This window comes from Chryseobacterium sp. Leaf404 (assembly GCF_001424145.1).
GTDB lineage: Bacteria > Bacteroidota > Bacteroidia > Flavobacteriales > Weeksellaceae > Chryseobacterium.
This window is the reverse complement of the sequence record NZ_LMQM01000002.1, coordinates 1-20,037: the sequence shown is the minus strand read 5'-3', so window position 1 is coordinate 20,037 and position 20,037 is coordinate 1. Positions and strand designations below refer to the sequence as shown.

Below are 20,037 nucleotides of genomic sequence, written 5' to 3'. Positions count from 1 at the left end.
TAATGAAAAATAAAATTCTTATTTCAACAGTTTTGTTTTTACTTATAAACTGTAAAAAACAACAATTCAATGAATTTGATTTTTCATATGGGAATACTTTTGAAACAGATTTTTCGATAAAATTCAGTCCTTCAAACGATTCCGTTTTCATTCGCGAACATTGGTCAGCAAATGATTTAAAAAAACCTGTCAGTCAAACAAATTATGTATCTCAACTTAATAAATTACAGAAAAAAGAATTAGATAGTTTTATTCAAAATATTAATTTTAAAAGTTTTGATACTATCTATTTTGAAAATTATCAGGATGGAAATCATTCAAGTTTCTTTATCAATAAAGATGGTTTGCTTAAAAAGATAATTGTTCATAGTGATAATGCACCAAAATCACTTACTGATTTTGCTGCCTGGATTTACAATACTAAGAAATCTCTAAAACTTATAGAAACTCAAAGAAAATTTGACTTTAGAAGTAAGACTAATGAGCTAGAACCCCCAAAGGCTCCCTGACAAAAAATGATTTTAGATTTCCCAAGCCACAAAGTGGCGACATTCATCAGCACAGGGTGAAGCCCTGTGAAATTAGGCATACATAAGTCATGAGCGCTGAAAGGACAAATCAATTTGATTATACACAGATTTCGCGGATTTTCACAGATTTAAATTTTGATAATCAAAACCTTTAATTCATAATTCTAAAATCACAGAGAAATTGAATCTCATCATGAAAATCTTCGATTTTCAATCTAATGTGTTCTCTTCAACGCAAAGTTTTGATCTAAATCTTATGTGACTTATGTGTCAAAATCTATTGCAGATCTTTAACAACAATCTCATCTTTAGCTACGATCAAAAAATGGTAAAAATCACAATTCGTATATTTAAAGTTCAAAATTTGTAAAATGAAAAAATTCCTCACGCTTATCTTCGTAATTTTTAATTCTATATTACTATTTTCTCAGGAGTATCAGACCATTTCAAACGTTCAGTATTACGATGAAAAAACAAATAAATCTGATTCTTACATTAATGAAAGATGTGTTCTCGATGTTTATGTTCCGAAAGATGTAAAGAATTTTTCAACCATCATCTGGTTTCACGGTGGCGGAATTACGGGTGGCGAAAAACACATTCCGGATGAACTTAAAAATAAAGGAGTTGCTGTTATAGCCGTCAATTACAGACTTTCCCCAAAAGTAAAGGCTCCGAAATATATTGAAGACGCAGCAGCTGCGACGGCTTGGGTTTTTAACAATATTAAAAAATACGGCGGAAGTGAAGATTTGATTTTTATAACCGGACATTCGGCGGGCGGATATCTCGCTTCGATGGTAGGTTTAGATAAATCATATCTGAATAAATATAAAATTGATGCCAATAAATTAGCAGGAATCATTCCCTTCAGCGGACAGATGATTTCCCATTTTACGACAAGAAAAGAAAAAGGAATTGAGGAACTGGATGCAAGAATCGATGAAATGGCACCTCTGCATTTTATCAGATCTGATGCTCCGCCCTTGCTTTTAATTACCGGTGACCGTGAGAAAGAACTTCTCGGCAGATATGAAGAAAACGCTTATATGTGGCGAATGATGAAACTGAAAGGTCACAAAGAAACGATCTTATACGAACTTGACGGTTTCGATCACGGCGGAATGGCAGTTCCAGCTTTTCCTCTACTTTTAAATGAAATTAAAAGGATAGAGAAAATTAAAAATATCAAAAGATGAAAAAAGGGTTTATTGGATTTTTAATTCTGCTTTTTTCTTGTCAGAGTAATGACAACACGACAATTGTCGGCAGTTGGCAACTCAGCGGATCCAGATATGGAACCGGAGCAGAGATAATTTCACATGAATTTGATTCTGAAATTGTAATTAATTTTGAGAACAACGGAAATTACAGAGAGTACACAAACGGGAAGCAGATTTCTGACCGATTTTTTATCAACGAAAAAGATTTTGTGGTTTTGCTCAATTCTAAACTGCAAGACAGTACCTTTTACTCTTATCAAATTAAAGGAAATAAATTAATTCTGGATGAGGTCGACAAAAATGGCAGTTTTATCTGTGACGAAGGCTGCACATCTATCTATAAAAGACTTAAGGAATAAAAAATGAAAATAAAAGAGATACAAAATTGCCTCGTATCTCTTTTATTGTTTTTAAAATAAATTGAAAATGAAGGATTTAAAAAATCTATACTGTTTGAGTGGCAGCAATAATTAAAAATTTACGATATCTTTTTTCCGCGAAACCTTTACGTTCGACGACTAAGAGGATTCAATTTGGAAATTTTAGCCGGAGTTTTCAAGTCATGTCCTGAAGTTTCGGGATTGGCTCTTTTGTTTGACTACGTCGAATCTTTGATTTCAAGAAAAAAGAACGTCCACATTATCTCTCCACCAGCTCTTTCACATTTTCCCCGTAAAAATCAGTGTGCGATGTTTTCACCTGCAACAGCTGATACCATTTTCTGAAAGCTCCAACAAAAACTACCAGCATTAAAACCATGGCAACAATCGCTAAAGTCGCGAGTAAATACTGTTGCTTTGGAATATAAATATCCATCACCTGAATATAGCCAGCCCAAAATGTAATAATCGCCATAAAAACTCCCGGAATTGCTGAGCAGAGGGCGTATTTTCCGCGGTTCAGACGGATGAGCATCGTGGTGCAGACAATCAAACCACATGCGGCAAGGAGCTGATTACTGATTCCAAAGAGTGGCCAGATGCTGCTCACGTTTCCGGTGAAAACCAAATATCCCCAGGCAAAAGTAAAGAGTAAACTGCTGATGATAATTCCCGGAGTCCAGTTTTTATCATTGAATTTTGGAATCACTGAACCCAGCATTTCCTGTAAAAAGAATCTTCCGACTCTCGTTCCGGCATCGATGGCTGTAAGAATAAATACTGCTTCAAACATGATCGCAAAGTTGTACCAATAAGCCATCAGCTGATCCATGTATGGGATTTTGTTGAAAATATGAGCCATCCCTACAGCGAGTGAAACCGCACCCCCCGTTCTTCCGTGCAGATCAATACCGATTCTTTCTGAAAAATAATCTATATCTACACCATGCAAACCTGGATGTGTTGCCAGGAAGGCATCATACGTATCTTTTGGCGTATTGATAGCAAAATAATCTCCCGGCATCAACGTACATGCGGCGATAAGTGCCATTAATGCAACAAAACCTTCAACCAACATCGCTCCGTACCCTACGAAAAGAATTTCTTTTTCTCTATTCAGCATTTTTGGAGTCGTTCCTGTTGCAATTACCGCGTGAAATCCTGAGATTGCTCCACAGGCGATTACAATAAATATAAAAGGTAGAACAGGGCCACCGATTACAGGACCGCCACCATTTACAAATTCAGACAAAGCGGGCATCTGAATGGTTGGATGAATCACAATCACCCCTATCGCCAACATAATAATTGTTCCGATTTTTAAATAAGTTGAAAGATAATCTCTCGGAACCAAAAGCAACCAAACCGGAAGCACGGAAGCCAAAAATCCGTAAAGAGGAATTGCTATAGAGATTGTGGTGATGTCCCAGGTAAACATATTGTTCATGGTTTCGTTCTGCATCAGATTATGACCGCCAATGATTCCGGCAATCAACAGAATACCCCCCAAAATACTGGCAAACGTTACCGAATTTTTTCTGTATCGCATAATCAAACCCATGATAATCGCAATCGGCATGGTAATAACTACAGTAAACAGCGACCATGAAGCTTCATGCATCGCATTTATACAGGCTAAAGACAACCCTGCAAGCGTTAAAATAAGAATAAACAGAATGGCAAAACCGGCAACTGTTCCTGTAGTTTTACCAATTTCTTTTGAAGCGATGGTTGCCAAACTTTGACCTTTGTGTCTCACGGATGCAAAGAGCACCACCATATCGTGGACTCCACCTCCCAGAACGCAGCCGATCAGAATCCAGATGGCACCAGGAAGATAACCGAACTGTGCGGCAAGAACGGGACCTACCAGCGGACCTGCAGCGGCAATCGCAGCAAAATGATGACCGAAAAGCACATTTTTATTGGTCGCAACATAATCTTTTCCGTCGGCAAATTCTACGGCGGGAGTCGTATTTTTGTCGTTCAGGCGCAATACTTTATTGGCAAGAAAAATTCCGTAAAAACGGTAAGCGATTGCAAAAATGAGCAGTGAAGTAAACACCAGTGTTAATGCATTAATTCCATTTAGAAATTCCATATCGATTTTGTTTTATGTAAATAAATAATTAAGGCAAATGTTTATTTTATTACTGATAATTTAAACATTTTACCAAGATACTTATTTTCGTTAAAAAAATTAAGATATGTATATCAATTTAGCAAATTAATATTTTAACCCGTTTTAATCATTGATTCCAAGAGAATCTTTGGATAGAAAACTATAACATTTTTCAGTTGATCACAGCGTTTATTTTCTGCCAAAGCACGTTGTCGAAGTCCGATAATGCAAGGTTAGCACTGTCTGCGGCATCTCCCATTCTGATTATTACGATTTTTCTGGACGGTACCACGTAGATTTTCTGATCATTTTTACCTAAAGCACAAAACAGATCATCCGGAGCATTGGGAATTAATTTTCCGTTAAACTGAAACTGCGTCTGTGGCATGTGATAGCTGGATTTTCCGTTGAGCCACCATAGATATCCGTAAGCGGGATTGATATTTTGAGAAGTGATGGTTGCCGCCTGAAAATATGTTGGATTAATAATTTGGTTCCCATTCCAGTTTCCGTTGTTCAATGCCAGGAGCCCAAATCTTGCCATGCTTTTAGCTGTGCTCCAGTACACACTGTTGTCGCCGTTCTGAATCCAGCTTCCAGACATTCCTACTTTATCCCGGAGTTTGATATTAAAGTATTGTGACCAGCTCTGTCCCGTTGTTGCAGCCACCACATCCTGAAGTTTTACATAAACATTATGATATGCCCATCGGGTTCCTGCATCTGCTTTATACTGTAGATTTGATGGGGAAACATCATCACCTAAACTGTCATCCAGACCTGAAGTCATCGTCAGAAGATTTTTGCATGTGATTAAATTTTCTTTGGCTAAAGGAGCGGCTGTCCAGCCAGCTCCGATGTATTGTGAAACTTTACTGTTGATGCTGAGAAAACCTTCCTGCTCTGCGATTCCTGTAACTGCCGAGGTTAAAGTTTTTCCGGCACTTGCCCAGTACCAGGGCGTTGTAGAAGTATGACCGTTGAAATAATATTCCATTACTATCTTTCCATTCTGCAGAATTATGAAGCTTTTGGAATGTTTCGATTCGAGATAGTTTAAAAGATCAGGAACTTTATTCTGATGCCAGTTCAGACCCATGAGTGATTTTGTTTCCCAGACATCTGAACCATTAGCTGGAAAATACATTGCTTCAGACACTGTTGGGATTTCCTGCGCAGGATTTTCTGCATCATCACCGGAACTGCAATTTATTAGTGATAAACTTAACAGCGCAGCAAAGAATACTTTTGTTTTCATATCTAAAATTAGTTTTTATTGACAAATTTTTAGATAAATAAAAAGTTTCTAAGTTAAATACTGCCCACGAATTACTTTTTATGCGAAATAATAAAATTGACCATTTCATTATTAAGCTCTTCCTGATAGGTTTTATCTGTGGTGTAAAAACCGTGGTTTCCTTTTTTTACAATAATGAACTTGTGTTCTGTATTCTCTTTATTCAGCATTTTGTTCAGGCGTTTTGAATGTCTGACTGGTGCAATCTTGTCTTTATTTCCGTGTAGAATGAGAGTAGGAACTGTATTTTGTGTGTAGGTCAAAGGAGAAATAGTTTTACAGATTTCCACAACTTCTTTTTTATTTTCTTTGATGTCCAAGCCTGTTATTCCCTTGATCAGCTTTCCTCTTAAATCAATAATCTTTTTTGAAATTAAACCTACCGTAAGCAGAAGCGGCTTTGTCGCTCTGGTATGAAGCAATCTGTTCATATCAACAGGCCCAAAATTATCCACCACGTAATTTACTTTTGCTGAGTATTGAGAAAGTCTTGAATCCCCAACAAAATCTTTATCCTCCGTATACGCACTCAATAAAGAAAGGTGCGCGCCGGCAGAGACACCCCACATTCCGATATTGTTTTCGTCTAAATTATATTCATCTGCATTTTTCCTAACCCATCTCACCGCATCTTTTGTATCCTGAACAGGTGTCGGAAAATGAACATCTTCACTCACCAAACGGTAGTTGACACTGATGACTGCATGGTTTTTTTTTAAAAGCTTTAAAATCGTATTTTCAACATAATTATCAGCATAGATCACTTTGTCACCTTCCACCCAGGCACCGCCGTGAACGTAGATCACAACTGGAAGTTTTGTATTTTCAGAATTTTTCGGACGGTAAATGTCAAGCTTGATTTCTTTCCCACTCTCGTCTGTTTTGTAAACAATATTCTCTGAAACACTGGCACTGTCAAACAGAACTGTGCTTTTCTGCTTCTGTGAAAATCCTGCTGTGGATATTGTAATTAACAATAAAAAAAATAGGTTCTTTAAAAACCTATTACTGAAAGTATCTGAGGCCAATGATCTCATAAAATATGGTTTGCAAAATTATTTTACCAGTTCCTCAAAAAGTTTACCAAAAGTGATATCCAAATCTTTCGACTTTCCCGGATGAGGTCTTGATGTTTGCACAACAGCACTTCTCACCGCCGTCAGCCAGCGGAATCTGTCGGGAATTTCAAGCTGGGCAATTGGTCCGCCTTCTTTTTTTCCTTCGGCTATGTTTTTAAAACTTTCAAGATTCTTAATTACATCTTCATAATCCAGTTTGCTGTGCATCAGTTTAAATTTATCCGGACAGAGATAAAAATCTACTTTTATAAATTTTTCTCTTTTCGAGAACATCACCAGCCCGATATTGAAAAATTCTTCTCTTTCAACCTTTGGCACCAGACGTATAACGGCATATTCGTATATTTTATCCTCTTGCATTTTTGGCTTCGTTTACAAAGATTTGAGAATTTTCTAACCTGGTTTTCAGGAAATTAAAATATACATCACGAATTTCATCGGGATTTTCTTCCGCATCATTCCAGTGCAGCCATTCCTGAGGAATCAGATCAACAATTTCTCTGAAAAGATTTTCATTTAAAATCTGATGAGCAAAAACATCTGCTTCATCTATTTTAGTGGCTTGAGGCAACAAAACATGGTCTTTCACATATTTAAAAGGCGTTTTTGCAGCGGTGTCAAAATTCTGCCATGAGTGATGGAAATAGAAAGAAGCTCCGTTATCAATCACCCACAGTTCTTTGTGCCACATCAGAAGGTTGGTATTCTTAAAAGTACGGTCGATATTGGTGATAAATGCATCGAGCCAGACGATTTTCGAAGCTAAAAGCGGATCAACTTTCACACTCGAATCAAATGCAATTGATTCTGATAAATAATGCAAACCCAAATTCAGACCTTCAGAATTTTTCAGCAGGTCCTGAATTTCTTCATCCGCTTCAGTTCTCCCGAAATCTACATCTAAATTTGCAAATACAAGCTCAGGAATGGGTAATCCCAAAGCCTGCGTAATCTTTCCGCCCAGCAGTTCGGAGATCAGCATTTTTACACCGTGACCTGCACCGCGAAATTTCAAGACATATTTAAAATCGTCATCCGCTTCTGCCAAAGCCGGAAGAGAACCTCCTTCGCGAAGTGGCAGGATGTATCGCATGACCGTCACCGTTCTTAAATCCAACATATCGCAAAAATAAGGTTTTCCTTTGTGTTTAAATCTATTTGTGCTATTTTTAGGTTTAAAATTTGTTTAATCATCCTTATTCCGAAAGAAGATTATATTGATTTCTCTTGATCTTTTTAAATTTAAAATGAATCTGCAACATCTTCTTTAAAAAAATAAGACTATGAAAGTTATTAAAAAAGAAAATATTCACCTTTCTAACTCCGATACCAAAGATTTTTTAGCTGATGCATACTTTCCGGAAACTCAGCAGAAACTTCCTCTCGTCGTTTTTGTGCATGGCTACAAAGGCTACAAAGATTGGGGCGCATGGAATATGATGGCTGAAAGATTTGCGGAAGCCGGATTTTATTTTGTTAAATTTAATTTTTCACATAACGGAACAACTGTTGAAAACCCTCATGGGTTCGACGATTTGGAGGCTTTTGGATATAATAATTATTCAAAAGAGCTTTCAGATTTGAGTTTCGTAATCAATCATTTTTCAAAAGAAGATGAAGTAGATGAAAATAAAATCGTACTCATGGGGCACAGTCGTGGTGGCGGAATTTCAATTATTAAAACTGCTGAAGACATCCGAATTCACGGTTTAATCACACTGGCGAGCGTAGATTCTCTGGAGAGATTTCCTAAAGACGGCGCGTTTGATCAATGGAAAAAAGATGGTGTTTATTTTGTGGAAAATGGCAGAACAAAACAGCAGATGCCGCATTACTATCAGTTTTTTGAAGACTTTGAAAGCAATTTCCACCGTTTTGATGTTGAAAGATGCATGGAAATGGCGAAAGCTCATGTTTTGGTTGTACACGGATTGGCAGATGAATCTGTTTCCTCCAAAAATTCAGATCATCTTCATCTTTTAAATCCAAATTCCGAACTTTTTCTGGTAGAAAATTCCAATCATGTATTTGGTGCAAAAGAACCTTGGGAAGAGAACTTCCTGCCTTACGAACTTGCTGTGGTCACAGAAAAATGCATTGATTTTTTAAATGAAAAAATTGTGAATGAGGAGTTTTAGTGAATAATTTAAACAATATGGTCGCTCACGTTAAATTTTAAAATTTGGAAGTATTTTTCGTTCGCAGAGGCGTTCTACTCAGCAAAGTCTAATATTTATTTCAAGGGATTATTAACGCTAGTAAAAATTCAGATAGCAAAACTCCCAAAGAAAAATCTTCGGGAGTTTTTATATTATTTAAATTAAATTTCTAAGGATAAGGCGCAATTGCCACTTCGAGACCTTCCATTTCCATTGACATGTGCAACTGGCAACCCAATCTGCTGTTGCTTTCAACGTGATAAGCTTCACCCAACATCGCATCTTCTTCATCACCCATTGGTTCCAATCCAGGATCATTGATCACGTAAACCTGACAGGATGCACACATAGCCATTCCGCCACAAACCCCGATGGATCCTTCTTCTGCCAATTCGTAGGACCGGATGATTTCCATTAAATTCATAGACATATCCGTGGGTGCAACTACGTCGTGTGTAAGGCCTTCTCTGTCAGTAATTTTAATATTAATATCAGACATAATCCTTCAAAATTAGTCAATTTTTTTCACAACTGCTTTTTCAGCTTCTTTACGGGTTCCGTCGAAACCATCAATTCCGCTTACGGTTGTATATTTTAATACGAATTTTTTACCGGGATTCAGTCTGTTATAAACGCTCTGACACATCAAAGTTGCTTCGTGGAAACCGCATAGAATTAATTTTAATTTCCCCGGATAAGTGTTGATATCCCCAATTGCGTAGATACCATCAATATTTGTCTGATAATCTAAAGCGTTGTTTACGACAATAGCATTTTTTTCAATATTCAGTCCCCAGTTTCCGATCTCGCCTAATTTTGGCGTCAATCCGAATAATGGAATGAAATAATCGGTTTCGATATCAAAAGGTTCCTGCCCATCAACCGCTACAGTGATGGCTTCTACTTTTCCGTCACCTTTGATGGCAGTAACTTCTGCTGGTGTGATTAATTTAATTTTACCCTGATTTTTAAGATCCTGAACTTTTTCTACAGAATCCAAAGCTCCACGAAATTCGTTTCTTCTGTGAATTAAAGTTACTTCACTGGCAACATTAGAAAGGAAAACACTCCAGTCTAAGGCAGAATCTCCACCTCCTGCAATCACTACTTTTTTATTTCTGAAATGTTCAGGTTCTTTTACAAAATATTCAAGACCTTTTTCTTCGTAATCCGCAATATTAGCCATCGTAGGTTTTCTTGGTTCAAAAGTTCCCAAGCCACCTGCAATTGCAATTGCTTTACATCTGTGAAGAGTACCTTTATTGGTAATCACTTCAAACCATTCGTCATCAACTTTAGTGTAAGAAACAGCTGTTTCTCCCAAAGTAAAACCCGGCTGAAACTGTTTAATCTGCTCCATTAAATTATCAACCAGCTCACCTGCATTCACAGATGGATAACCGGGAATATCGAAAATCGGTTTCTTAGGATACAACTCAGCCAACTGACCTCCCGGCTGCGGAAGTGCGTCGATAATGTGGCATTTCATTTTCAGCAAACCTGCTTCAAATACGGCAAAAAGCCCTGTTGGTCCTGCTCCGATGATCAATATATCTGTAGTTATCATACGTAATAATTTTAATGAAAATAATTAAATGCAAAAATACAAATTAAAATGTGAAGCCTATTTAATTAAGTCTTAATAAAAAACTGAGATTTATCAAATCCTTAAAGACAAACACCTTATATTTGGCAATGTTTTTGAACCACAAAAGTTTATGAAAAAATTATTCAGCATTATTTCAATTTTTATACTGAGTTTTACACAGGCTCAGATCACTAATATTGCAGATGGAGAATCTATTACACTTAGAATTCATTACGGATTTCTTACTGCAGGCAACGCCACTTTGGCAACCAAAAAGGTAAATTTCCGGGGATCTCCTCATCTTTACGTAAGGGGTACAGGCTACACGAGCGGTGCTGTAAAAGCATTTTTTAAGGTGGAAGATCTGTATGAAAGTTACATCAATATGCAGACAGAACTGCCAAGTTTCTATGTGAGGAATGTGAAAGAAGGAAGCTACAGACAACATTTTGAAACTTCGTTTAATCACGCCAACAATACTCTTATTTTAACAGACAAAAAGACGCCGGCAAACGGCTCTAAGACAATAAAATCTGTAAAGGGTGTACAGGATATGCTGTCATGTTTTTATTATTTAAGAAGTAAAACGTCTGCAGAGCTGAAAACCGGAACTGTAATCAACATGAATGTCTGGATTGATGACGAAATGTTCCCGTTCCAGCTGAAAGTGATGGGATCTGAAAATCTGAGTACTAAATTTGGAAAGATCAACTGTCTTAAAATTATTCCGTCTGTAAAAAGCGGGAGAGTTTTTAAAGAAAAAGAAGGTGTAACGATGTGGGTGACGAATGACGCCAATCACATCCCTGTTCTTTTAAAAGCAGAGCTTGCGGTAGGATCTTTAAAAGCGAGCTTAGACAGCTATAAGAATATAAAATATCCTTTGAAGTTTAATTAGAAACATATTTAAAAAGTACAAAAGCCTTCAGAATATTTCCGGAGGCTTTTGTTTTATAAAAACTAAACTAAACTGTTGCGGCTTAAAAACTGATATATAATTTTACTTATTACTGACATCCTTTAAAAGCATCTATTTACAGAGATTAACTCTGCAAATAGATAACTTTAGTAAGGTCAATCAATTGTGTTTTTAGATTATATATAAGTTTGTGTTTTTCTAAAAAATAGTATCAAACGCAGAGCCTTATCGGCTCTGCTGGTATGATACTAGGTGTTTCATCATTTGTGCTTATTCACACCAAATCAAAAATTAATATATGAAATAATTTTCTTTACTCCCTGTACTCACAGATAAGATGTGTTTATGAAAGCAAAGTTTTACAATCACTTAATCTTATCAGGAAACCTTATGTTTACCTTGTTTGTATGAGCAATTTTCTTATGACAAAGATAGGGTGAGAAGAGAGTACTAATTAAAAAAAACTTGTAGATATTTATCGCAATGTTTGTAGATATTTGTCTACAAAATGCTCCATATTTCTACGGTCTTTTTATGATAAGGTGTTTGAAAAACGGAAATTGAAACAAAGATACTGTATTTCAGTTTGCCTACAGCCAAAGTATTATCAGTAAAGAATCTAAGCAGAAAAGATTATCATAAAAACTATTATAATTATTCAGCAGAAAATAATGATAAGAAAATCACATTTTATAATAAGACAAAAAAGAAAAATCAAAACCATGTGAATAAATATCAGTATTTTTTCAGAAGCGAAGCGAGCTCTACCAAACTGTATATACCCAGCTTTTCAAAAACTCTTTTCTTCATTGTACTTACACTGTTTTGCTTTAAGCCTAGTGCGTTAGCGATTTCAAGATTTCCCATTCCGTCTGCGTACATTTCCACCACTTCAAGCTCTCTTTTTGTGAGTTTTTCAAGCGGACTTTGAGTATTGTTTTTCTGGAGAGAACTCAAAAGCAAACCCTGGGTAACAGATGAGATATACCTCCCCTCTGTCACCATTTTAATGACCGCATTCTTAATTTCCTCTTCCTCGCTTACCTTGGTAAGAAAACCATTGGCTCCGGCATTCAGAAACCGTAAAGCATAATCGCTCTCTTCGAGACCTGAAAAAATCAGGATTTTCAGGTCTGGGTTTGCAGATCTTATTTCCGGGATAATATCCAGACTGTTGCCATCAGGAAAAGCTGCATCTATGATAAGCATTTCAATTTTATTTTCGTCCAGGCGAGCCAAAACCTTCTGTAATGTTGATGCGTGAAAAACATCGCCTTCAAATCCCAAATCATCAATAAGAATTTCAACTCCCTGCCTTATCAGACTGTGATCGTCTGCCAAAAGAAAAGTTATATTTTTACGTTCTGTCATTTTTCAGTTCTAAATTTAAAGTGAATTCCACTCTGGTTCCCACGTTCTTTTCACTTTCCACTTTAATATCGCCAGAATACAGCTGTGCAAGCTCTCTGCAGAGGCTTAAGCCAAGACCGGCGCCCAGATTTTCAACTTTATCTGATATTACCCCCTGGTAATAAGGCTCAAAGATCTTTTCGAGATCACCTGATGAAATTCCTACGCCGGTATCTGTGATTATTGTTTTTAACGTAACCGTATTTTCATCCTTCGTTACCGCCCTGGTTACCACTTTAATCTCGCCATTTTCTGTGAACTTATTGGCATTCCCCAAAATATTCATGAAAATCTGATTGATTTTATTACAGTCCGAGAAAACGTTTATCTGCCTGTCAATATCCTGCTCTACAACAAAACGGTTGTCGCGGGTTTCAATATATGGCTGCACAGAGTTTAAGATAGAATCAATCTCATTTTTTAAATTAAACTCTACGGAAATCAATTTATTTTCTGCCTGTTGGTTTTTTGTATAATCTAAAATCTGATTGGCCTGTATCAACAGAGTATTATTGGTAAAACTGATCGATTTCAGATATTCCTGAATGCTTTCATCGGTAGTTTTCTTCTTAATTCTTTTGATGAAAATATCCATTATTTTTAATGGTGAACGGAGCTCATGGCTCAACATTCCTAAAATTCTGTTTCTGAAGTTGAGATTTTCAGTAATCTGAAGATTAGCTTTGTTGAGTTTTCTTTCATAAACAAATGCAATTCTCGTGAGAATCATAATTAAAACTGATACAATAAACATTAGAATCATGGAGCCAAAAATCAGGTATTTTCTGATTTCATTGTTTTTGGATTTCTGAGCTTCGTATTCTTTTTCAAGATCAGATTTTGAAGATTTTACAGCAGCTTCATACACGTTCATCAATCCGTTGCTGTACAGAAAAAGATTATTAAAAACCCCATAAAAACTTTCGGTTCCTGCCTGATTGTCTTTTACTCTGATTTTAATTTTGTTATTCTCTACGGTGTAATGATTATTTACCTGTTTGATAATGCGGTCAAAATCAGCTTTTATACTTTGGGCACTTGGCATCACTCCTTCTTTTACAGTGATTACCACACTGTCTTTCTCTCGTTGTCCTTTGTTTGAAATAGCTTCACCGAGCCTTCCAAACAGCCCTTTTTTCTTAATCGTATCTCTGTAAACTTTGGTATCCAGAACTACATTAAATTTATCAAAATCATAATTCAGATTATATTTTTGAAGCGCCGGCAGCTCGTCAAGCGCTTTTCTTGCTACCGCAGATGTGTACTTTTGGGTAGAATCGATCATCTTTTTTAAATCTTTTTCTGTGGAAATGCTGGCTTTCGGAGCAGAAATCAACTCTTTTATTTTCGGAAATTTACTTTCATACCGGTTAATATTGGCAAGATTATCGTCCAGAGATTTCAATGATGCAAAATAAGAATGCAGAAAACTTTCATCTCTTGTCACCATAAATTTCTGCAGAAATCCTTGTGCATTAAAGATTTCTTTTCTGGACTGATCTGTAAGATTTTCTAAAGCATGAATCTCATCAAGCTGCTTTTGAAAAAAAGAAAGTTTCTTATCCTTTACAAATTCATTATAAAAGAATGCAGCAATAATCAACTGGATAATAAGAATACAAAAAATAAGAGAATAATGTACAAGCTTTCGGTATCGAAAACCATAAGGTTCTGAAATAACAGAATCATTTTTCATACTCAGTCTGTTAGAGTTTAGTTTAGTGTTTTTTTTGGTGTAAACAGAATAAAAGACCGCAAATTTACACTTATTTATAAAACCTCACTATGGTTTGACCTAAATAAGCGAATTTTATTCTATTTCTTTAATAGAACAGTATTTCTTCGGTTTACATTTTCACAGAAGTAATTTACAAAAAAAATCCCGTGATAAATCACAGGATTGAAAAATATTTATGTTAAAATTATAAAGTCTTAAACTGCTCCAGAGTTCTGATATCATTTTCGAAGAACATTCTGATATCGCTCATTTGATAAAGAAGCATTACGATTCTTTCAATTCCCATCCCGAATGCATAACCGGAATATTTCTCAGAGTCGATGTTTACGTTCTTCAGAACCGCCGGATCCACCATTCCACAGCCCATGATTTCGAGCCATCCGGTACCTTTCGTAATTCTGTAATCTGTTTCAGAATTTAAACCCCAGTACACATCAATTTCAGCACTTGGTTCAGTGAAAGGAAAGTAAGAAGGTCTCAATCTGATTTTAGATTTCCCGAAAAGTTCTGTTGTAAAGAATTGAATTGTCTGTTTTAAATCTGCGAAACTTACATTTTCGTCAATGTACAAACCTTCAATCTGATGGAAAATACAGTGTGAGCGAGAAGAAACCGCTTCATTTCTGAAAACTCTTCCCGGAGAAAGAATTCTTATCGGCGGCTGGTTTTCTTCCATATATCTGATCTGAACAGATGAAGTGTGCGTTCTTAGTAAAATATCAGGATTCTGCTCAATGAAGAAAGTATCCTGCATATCTCTTGCCGGATGGTATTCCGGAAGATTAAGTGCTGTAAAATTATGCCAGTCGTCTTCAATTTCAGGACCGTCTGCCACGGCAAAACCAATTGATTTGAAGATTTCAATAATCCTGTGTTTCACAATATTGATAGGATGTCTGGATCCCAGGTCCTGCGGAAAGGCAGGCTTGGTTAAATCATCTTTCTCAAGAATAAGAGATGAAGCAGAAGCATTTTTAAGGTGTTCCAGCTTTACAGCAACTGCATTTTTAAGAGTATTAATCTTCTGTCCGAATTCTTTTTTCTGATCATTGGGAACTTCTTTGAATTTTTCAAAAAAATCATTTAAAATCCCTTTTTTCCCACTGTATCTGATACGGAAGTTTTCGATCTCCTCCTTAGATGTCGATTTGAAACCGTTTACTTCCGCCAAAAGCTCTTCTATCTTTTCTATCATTATATTACCCTTTCAAAAAATGTTTCTGCAAAAATACGGTTTTCAGTTTAAAAAGTTTTGTAATTAACATAAAAATAATCTGCTTCTTAAGAAACAGATTATTGTATATTTTGTAACGGTAAAACATTATTTCTGTTCCATGCCTTTCACCATTATCTGCAGCGTAACTTCATTTTTAATAACACCATTGGCTGCCGGCGACTGAAATTTCACCCCAAATTCTTCTCTCATAATATCTTTAGGCTCTGTAGCGATGCTTACTTCAGTTCCGTTCACAGAAACGTTTGCTTTAAACTGCACGGGCTTAGAAATCCCTTTAATTACAAGATTTCCGTCTAATAAAGTGTTGTAATCACCCTCTGCTGCAGGCGTCACCTTTGTAATTTCATAAGATGCCGTGGGAAATTTTTCAACTTCAAAAAAATCTGCACTCTTCAGATGACCGTTCAGTTTCTGCTGATCTTCTTTTTTATCCTTGAGATCTTCAGAACTTAGAGAAGACATATTGGCAACAAATTTTCCGCTTTCTAATTTTCCGTCTTTGATGGTTACGTCACCACTTTCAAATTTGATATTCCCGAAATGACTTGTATTTTCAGATTTAAAAATCTTATAACCCTTCCACTCTATTCTGCTGTTCAGCGTATCCAGAACGAATTTTGAACCATCTTTTGTGGTCACCACTTCATTAGACTCACTGTTAAGTGGTTTTTCTTTACCGCAGGAAACCGCCACTGCTGCAAGCATTAAAGACGCTGTATAATGTAAAAGTAGTTTTCTCATCAATTTATATATTTAAAAATGTTACGGTTGAAGATAAACGCCGATATTAAATTATAAAATTAAATATCAAAAAATTCCCAGGATGTAAAAATTACTATGCAAAACTACTAAAAAAACACAGTTTTTTGGCAAAAACCTTACATTTGTGTTATGCTTTTGGAAATAAACAACCTCTATTTTTCATATTCTGAAGACCGGCCGCTTTTTCAGAATCTCAATCTGAAATTCGATGCCGGAAAAATTATTGCGCTTGCAGGCGAGAGCGGCTGCGGAAAATCTACACTTCTGAGCCTGATTTATGGCCTTCTGAACTGGGAAAGTGGCGAAATTATTTTTGACGGTAAAAAAACTTTCGGGCCGAAAGCCAACCTCGTTCCCGGCGAACCGGAAATGAAATATGTGGCTCAAAATTTCGATCTGATGCCTTATGCAACGGTGGCTGAAAATGTGGGAAAGTTTCTTTCAAATATCAATCTTGCAAAAAAGAAAGAAACGGTAAATGAACTTTTAGAAGTAGTCGGACTGACAGAATTTGCAAATATCTTACCTAAAAATTTGAGTGGCGGACAGCAGCAAAGAGTGGCCATCGCAAGAGCACTTTCGGTTTTGCCAAAACTTCTGGTTCTGGATGAACCCTTTTCCAATCTTGATTTTTCGAGGAAAATTGAGTTGAGAGAAAGGCTTTTTAAATATGTAAAACAAAACAATATTTCTCTGATTATTTCCACCCACGAAATTCAGGATGTCTTGCCATGGCTCGATCAGATGGTGGTTTTGCAGAAAGGCAGACTGATTCAGAATGACAGTCCGGAGGAAATTTTCGACAATCCTTATAATGAATATGTTGCAAAACTTTTCGGCGAAGTAAATATTTTTAATGAAACTGAAAGAAGAGATTTTCAGCTTCAAAGATTTTCCGTTTATCCGGGATCTGTAAAAATTTCAGAAAATGGATTTGAGGCTGAAGTAATTGAAAGCCGCTTTGCGGGAAGTTTTTACTGGAATAAAGTGGTTGCAAAAAATAAGGAAATTGTTGTTTATTCAGACAATAAGCTGGCAGGAACTGTTTATTTTAATTTTAAATAAAGAAAATTCCTACCTGCGTTTCTTTCAGATTTCCGGAGTAAAATCAGCAATTGAGTTTTTGAAAAATTACACTGGGGTATTTTTTCCTGTTTTTTAATTTAATTTTTTCTTTTTTGACAGATAAATCCCGTAGTTTGGAATAAGACAAAAACCAGTAAAACAATAGTTGTCTCTAAAGCCCCCCTGCGCCGAAATAAATCTGAGCAAAAAGCACAATTGCAATAAGCGAAAAATGAGTGACTACAAATGGCACAATACGTTTCTTTTTCAGCAAAATATATAGAACGTTTTCTACAGTTGAAGAATAAAAAAACAAACCTGCAAAAATCATAAAAATCAGAAAACCCGATATAATAATATTTTCTTCCGTAAAGTAATCTTCAGAAAACATATACAGTATCCATACAGTTAAGAAGCCAATTCCAGAAGCCAGCATATTTCTGAGAATATTGCTGATATAAACTTTATCTGAAAAAAGTTTTCCTGTAATCATTCATCCAATATGTTTATGCTTTCTTCACAAACTCTGATTTCAGAGCCATTGAGCCAAATCCATCAATTTTACAGTCGATATTGTGATCACTGTCTGGTCTCAAACGGATATTTTTAACTTTTGTTCCCGCTTTTACAGGCTTCGGGGCACCTTTTACAGGTAAATCTTTTACCACGACTACAGAATCGCCATCTTTCAGTTCATTTCCGTTGGCATCAAGAATTTTATCTGAATCATCCGTTTCCGAAGGATTCCACTCGTTGAAACATTGCGAACAAACCATCAGATCATCCTGTGCATAAGTAAATTCAGACTGGCATTTCGGGCAAATCACTGCGTCGCTCATTTTTTTAAATTTTTGCAAAGGTAGGGTTTTGGGTTGGAAGATGGAAGGGGGAAGATGGAAGTTGGGAGACGGGAGTTGGGAGTTATAGAGGTGTCGCTCCTACGGAGCTTTTTGAGAATTCTGCAATTCTACTACAAAGGTTTTGCTCCGATGGAGCATTATTCAGAATGCGATAAATTTAATCTTATGATAAGGATATCTGAATTAAACAGTCGTAAAAAAGAATTAAATAAAAACATTGAATTTCAAACATTGAATCCTGAATTTTGAACCTTAAATATTAAATTTTCAATCTCAAATCCCAAACTTCAAATCTCAAATTTAAAAATCGTATTTTTGCAGATTCAAACAGCTGACAGCAATTTATGGAATTAATTCACAGAAACCTCGCCATCGGTATTCACGATGCTTTGCAGGAAACTTTTTTCGAGAAAAACAAATACGCAGACAAAGTAATAGAAAGACTTCTGAAATCTCACAGACAATGGGGAAGTCAGGACAGAGCGGTTGTTTCTGAGATTTTCTATAATATCATCCGCTGGAAAAAACGACTTGAATATTACATGGGCGAAGGGGTAAAGCCCAACAACATTTACAAATTAATCATTGCATATCTGCTTTGGAGCAAAACCAATTACAAAAGATTTGAAGAATTTGAAGGCATCAAAATCGCTGACATCACTACAAAACTTAAAAAAGGAACTGTTCCTACCAAAGCCATCGAACATTCTATTCCGGAATGGCTTGTAGAAACTTTGGAAAGAGAATTAGGACCAAAATGGGAAAAGGAAATGTTGGCTTTAAACGAAAAAGCACCAACTGTTTTAAGAGCAAATTCACTGAGAACGACACCTAGAGAATTGATTTCTGATCTTTCTGACGAAAATGTGGTGGCTCATCCTATCAGAAATTACCCCGATGCGGTGCAGCTTGAGGAGAAGAAAAATGTATTTTTAACTACGGCTTTCAAAGAAGGTTTGTTTGAAGTTCAGGATGCTTCTTCGCAGAAAATCGGTTATTTCCTTGATGTAAAAGAAGGCCAGAGAGTAGTTGATGCCTGTGCAGGAGCTGGCGGAAAAACGCTTCATATCGCTGCTTTGATGAAAAACAAAGGTCAGATTATCGCTTTGGATATTTTCGAATGGAAACTGGCCGAGCTGAAACGCCGTGCAAAAAGAGCCGGAGCCCACAACATCGAAACGAGAGTGATCACCGATACCAAAGTCATCAAAAGACTTCACGATAAAGTAGACAGACTTTTGATTGATGCACCATGCTCAGGTTTAGGCGTTTTGAAAAGAAACCCCGACAGCAAATGGAAAATCGATCAGGATTTTATCGACAGAATAAAAAAAGAGCAGCAGCAGATTATTCAGGATTATTCTAAAATGCTTAAAGTGGGCGGTAAAATGGTGTATGCAACCTGTTCGATCTTACCCTCAGAAAACAATCTGCAGGTGGAAGAATTTGTAAAAAATAACCCTAACTACAAAATGATTAAAGACGAAAAAGTAATGCCAAGCGAAGGCTATGACGGTTTTTACATGGCTTTGATCGAGAGAGTTTCTTAGAAAGATTTAGATTTAAAAATAAAAAGAATCCGTCTCACAACAAAATTTGAGGCGGATTTTTTATTTCAGTAAAATGTATATTATTTTGAAAAATAGAAAAAGTTGTCCTCTTTAGGCA

General features: G+C 36.3%; 20 protein-coding genes. 7 read left to right on the top strand and 13 right to left on the bottom strand.

Going from position 1 to position 20,037, the window contains the following annotated elements:
* Window positions 1-2 precede the first annotated feature (2 nt).
* The 3 genes from ASG31_RS03845 to ASG31_RS03835 all read left to right on the top strand — a co-directional run bounded on the left by ASG31_RS03845 (window position 3) and on the right by ASG31_RS03835 (window position 2,112).
* Window positions 3-509: a hypothetical protein gene (locus tag ASG31_RS03845; RefSeq protein WP_056028165.1), complete on the top strand. Its 507-nt coding sequence runs from the start codon at window positions 3-5 to the stop codon at window positions 507-509.
* A gap of 392 nt (window positions 510-901) precedes the next feature.
* Entirely contained in the window at window positions 902-1,729 is an 828-nt protein-coding gene (locus ASG31_RS03840; RefSeq protein WP_056028161.1) for an alpha/beta hydrolase, read from the top strand.
* A complete protein-coding gene (locus ASG31_RS03835) occupies window positions 1,726-2,112 on the top strand; it encodes a hypothetical protein (protein ID WP_056028158.1) in 387 nt (128 codons plus the stop codon). Before ASG31_RS03840 ends, ASG31_RS03835 begins: the two co-directional genes overlap by 4 nt.
* A 280-nt stretch (window positions 2,113-2,392) precedes the next feature.
* Here ASG31_RS03835 and ASG31_RS03830 read toward each other — a convergent pair whose 3' ends face one another.
* From ASG31_RS03830 to ASG31_RS03810, 5 genes are all read right to left on the bottom strand, one after another.
* Entirely contained in the window at window positions 2,393-4,234 is a 1,842-nt protein-coding gene (locus ASG31_RS03830; RefSeq protein WP_185113192.1) for a carbon starvation protein A, read from the bottom strand.
* A gap of 193 nt (window positions 4,235-4,427) precedes the next feature.
* Window positions 4,428-5,513, bottom strand: coding sequence for a serine hydrolase domain-containing protein (locus ASG31_RS03825; RefSeq protein WP_056028155.1), 1,086 nt, complete (start codon window positions 5,511-5,513; stop codon window positions 4,428-4,430).
* A 71-nt stretch (window positions 5,514-5,584) separates the two neighbouring features.
* Window positions 5,585-6,529 (bottom strand): alpha/beta hydrolase, encoded by a 945-nt coding sequence (locus tag ASG31_RS03820; RefSeq protein ID WP_231433813.1) that lies wholly within the window; start codon window positions 6,527-6,529, stop codon window positions 5,585-5,587.
* A 78-nt stretch (window positions 6,530-6,607) separates the two neighbouring features.
* On the bottom strand, window positions 6,608-6,991 hold the full coding sequence (locus tag ASG31_RS03815; RefSeq protein WP_056028149.1) for a DUF3037 domain-containing protein: 384 nt from the start codon (window positions 6,989-6,991) through the stop codon (window positions 6,608-6,610).
* Window positions 6,978-7,751: a HipA family kinase gene (locus ASG31_RS03810; RefSeq protein ID WP_056028146.1), complete on the bottom strand. Its 774-nt coding sequence runs from the start codon at window positions 7,749-7,751 to the stop codon at window positions 6,978-6,980. The genes ASG31_RS03815 and ASG31_RS03810 overlap by 14 nt, the downstream gene beginning before the upstream one ends.
* Window positions 7,752-7,914: 163 nt before the next feature.
* Between ASG31_RS03810 and ASG31_RS03805 the strand changes: the two genes are divergently transcribed.
* Window positions 7,915-8,769 carry an alpha/beta hydrolase family protein gene (locus ASG31_RS03805; protein ID WP_056028144.1) on the top strand — a complete coding sequence of 285 codons (855 nt, stop codon included), beginning with the start codon at window positions 7,915-7,917 and terminating at the stop codon, window positions 8,767-8,769.
* 190 nt (window positions 8,770-8,959) lie between these two features.
* Here ASG31_RS03805 and ASG31_RS03800 read toward each other — a convergent pair whose 3' ends face one another.
* Window positions 8,960-9,289, bottom strand: coding sequence for a 2Fe-2S iron-sulfur cluster-binding protein (locus ASG31_RS03800; protein WP_056028142.1), 330 nt, complete (start codon window positions 9,287-9,289; stop codon window positions 8,960-8,962).
* A gap of 12 nt (window positions 9,290-9,301) precedes the next feature.
* Window positions 9,302-10,357, bottom strand: coding sequence for an NAD(P)/FAD-dependent oxidoreductase (locus tag ASG31_RS03795; RefSeq protein ID WP_056028140.1), 1,056 nt, complete (start codon window positions 10,355-10,357; stop codon window positions 9,302-9,304).
* A 151-nt stretch (window positions 10,358-10,508) separates the two neighbouring features.
* On the opposite strand from ASG31_RS03795, the gene ASG31_RS03790 reads away from it, so the two are divergent.
* Entirely contained in the window at window positions 10,509-11,276 is a 768-nt protein-coding gene (locus ASG31_RS03790; protein ID WP_056028137.1) for a DUF3108 domain-containing protein, read from the top strand.
* 756 nt (window positions 11,277-12,032) lie between these two features.
* On the opposite strand, the gene ASG31_RS03785 is transcribed toward ASG31_RS03790, so the two are convergent.
* The 4 genes from ASG31_RS03785 to ASG31_RS03770 form a co-directional block, all read right to left on the bottom strand.
* The gene (locus tag ASG31_RS03785; protein WP_056028134.1) at window positions 12,033-12,668 is read right to left on the bottom strand and encodes a response regulator transcription factor; all 636 of its coding nucleotides are present in this window, start codon (window positions 12,666-12,668) and stop codon (window positions 12,033-12,035) included.
* Complete coding sequence (locus ASG31_RS03780; protein ID WP_056028131.1) at window positions 12,655-14,403, bottom strand: sensor histidine kinase; 1,749 nt, start codon at window positions 14,401-14,403, stop codon at window positions 12,655-12,657. Before ASG31_RS03780 ends, ASG31_RS03785 begins: the two co-directional genes overlap by 14 nt.
* Window positions 14,404-14,629: 226 nt before the next feature.
* Window positions 14,630-15,640: a phenylalanine--tRNA ligase subunit alpha gene (gene pheS, locus ASG31_RS03775; RefSeq protein WP_056028128.1), complete on the bottom strand. Its 1,011-nt coding sequence runs from the start codon at window positions 15,638-15,640 to the stop codon at window positions 14,630-14,632.
* 126 nt (window positions 15,641-15,766) lie between these two features.
* Window positions 15,767-16,423 (bottom strand): YceI family protein, encoded by a 657-nt coding sequence (locus tag ASG31_RS03770; RefSeq protein WP_056028125.1) that lies wholly within the window; start codon window positions 16,421-16,423, stop codon window positions 15,767-15,769.
* Window positions 16,424-16,573: 150 nt separating this feature from the next.
* On the opposite strand from ASG31_RS03770, the gene ASG31_RS03765 reads away from it, so the two are divergent.
* Window positions 16,574-17,509 carry a sulfate/molybdate ABC transporter ATP-binding protein gene (locus tag ASG31_RS03765; protein ID WP_056028122.1) on the top strand — a complete coding sequence of 312 codons (936 nt, stop codon included), beginning with the start codon at window positions 16,574-16,576 and terminating at the stop codon, window positions 17,507-17,509.
* A gap of 172 nt (window positions 17,510-17,681) precedes the next feature.
* On the opposite strand, the gene ASG31_RS03760 is transcribed toward ASG31_RS03765, so the two are convergent.
* Window positions 17,682-18,002: a hypothetical protein gene (locus ASG31_RS03760; RefSeq protein ID WP_056028120.1), complete on the bottom strand. Its 321-nt coding sequence runs from the start codon at window positions 18,000-18,002 to the stop codon at window positions 17,682-17,684.
* 13 nt (window positions 18,003-18,015) lie between these two features.
* Window positions 18,016-18,348 carry a zinc ribbon domain-containing protein YjdM gene (locus tag ASG31_RS03755; protein ID WP_056028117.1) on the bottom strand — a complete coding sequence of 111 codons (333 nt, stop codon included), beginning with the start codon at window positions 18,346-18,348 and terminating at the stop codon, window positions 18,016-18,018.
* A 365-nt stretch (window positions 18,349-18,713) separates the two neighbouring features.
* On the opposite strand from ASG31_RS03755, the gene ASG31_RS03745 reads away from it, so the two are divergent.
* The gene (locus tag ASG31_RS03745) at window positions 18,714-19,919 is read left to right on the top strand and encodes an RsmB/NOP family class I SAM-dependent RNA methyltransferase (RefSeq protein ID WP_056028111.1); all 1,206 of its coding nucleotides are present in this window, start codon (window positions 18,714-18,716) and stop codon (window positions 19,917-19,919) included.
* Window positions 19,920-20,037 lie beyond the last annotated feature (118 nt).

Coding starts and splice junctions, on each gene's coding strand:
- ASG31_RS03845 (WP_056028165.1), top strand. CDS start 3: ATGAAAAATAAAATTCTTATTTCAACAGTTTTGTTTTTACTTATAAAC.
- ASG31_RS03840 (WP_056028161.1), top strand. CDS start 902: ATGAAAAAATTCCTCACGCTTATCTTCGTAATTTTTAATTCTATATTA.
- ASG31_RS03835 (WP_056028158.1), top strand. CDS start 1,726: ATGAAAAAAGGGTTTATTGGATTTTTAATTCTGCTTTTTTCTTGTCAG.
- ASG31_RS03830 (WP_185113192.1), bottom strand. CDS start 4,234: ATGGAATTTCTAAATGGAATTAATGCATTAACACTGGTGTTTACTTCA.
- ASG31_RS03825 (WP_056028155.1), bottom strand. CDS start 5,513: ATGAAAACAAAAGTATTCTTTGCTGCGCTGTTAAGTTTATCACTAATA.
- ASG31_RS03815 (WP_056028149.1), bottom strand. CDS start 6,991: ATGCAAGAGGATAAAATATACGAATATGCCGTTATACGTCTGGTGCCA.
- ASG31_RS03810 (WP_056028146.1), bottom strand. CDS start 7,751: ATGTTGGATTTAAGAACGGTGACGGTCATGCGATACATCCTGCCACTT.
- ASG31_RS03805 (WP_056028144.1), top strand. CDS start 7,915: ATGAAAGTTATTAAAAAAGAAAATATTCACCTTTCTAACTCCGATACC.
- ASG31_RS03800 (WP_056028142.1), bottom strand. CDS start 9,289: ATGTCTGATATTAATATTAAAATTACTGACAGAGAAGGCCTTACACAC.
- ASG31_RS03795 (WP_056028140.1), bottom strand. CDS start 10,357: ATGATAACTACAGATATATTGATCATCGGAGCAGGACCAACAGGGCTT.
- ASG31_RS03790 (WP_056028137.1), top strand. CDS start 10,509: ATGAAAAAATTATTCAGCATTATTTCAATTTTTATACTGAGTTTTACA.
- ASG31_RS03785 (WP_056028134.1), bottom strand. CDS start 12,668: ATGACAGAACGTAAAAATATAACTTTTCTTTTGGCAGACGATCACAGT.
- ASG31_RS03780 (WP_056028131.1), bottom strand. CDS start 14,403: ATGAAAAATGATTCTGTTATTTCAGAACCTTATGGTTTTCGATACCGA.
- pheS (WP_056028128.1), bottom strand. CDS start 15,640: ATGATAGAAAAGATAGAAGAGCTTTTGGCGGAAGTAAACGGTTTCAAA.
- ASG31_RS03770 (WP_056028125.1), bottom strand. CDS start 16,423: ATGAGAAAACTACTTTTACATTATACAGCGTCTTTAATGCTTGCAGCA.
- ASG31_RS03765 (WP_056028122.1), top strand. CDS start 16,574: ATGCTTTTGGAAATAAACAACCTCTATTTTTCATATTCTGAAGACCGG.
- ASG31_RS03760 (WP_056028120.1), bottom strand. CDS start 18,002: ATGATTACAGGAAAACTTTTTTCAGATAAAGTTTATATCAGCAATATT.
- ASG31_RS03755 (WP_056028117.1), bottom strand. CDS start 18,348: ATGAGCGACGCAGTGATTTGCCCGAAATGCCAGTCTGAATTTACTTAT.
- ASG31_RS03745 (WP_056028111.1), top strand. CDS start 18,714: ATGGAATTAATTCACAGAAACCTCGCCATCGGTATTCACGATGCTTTG.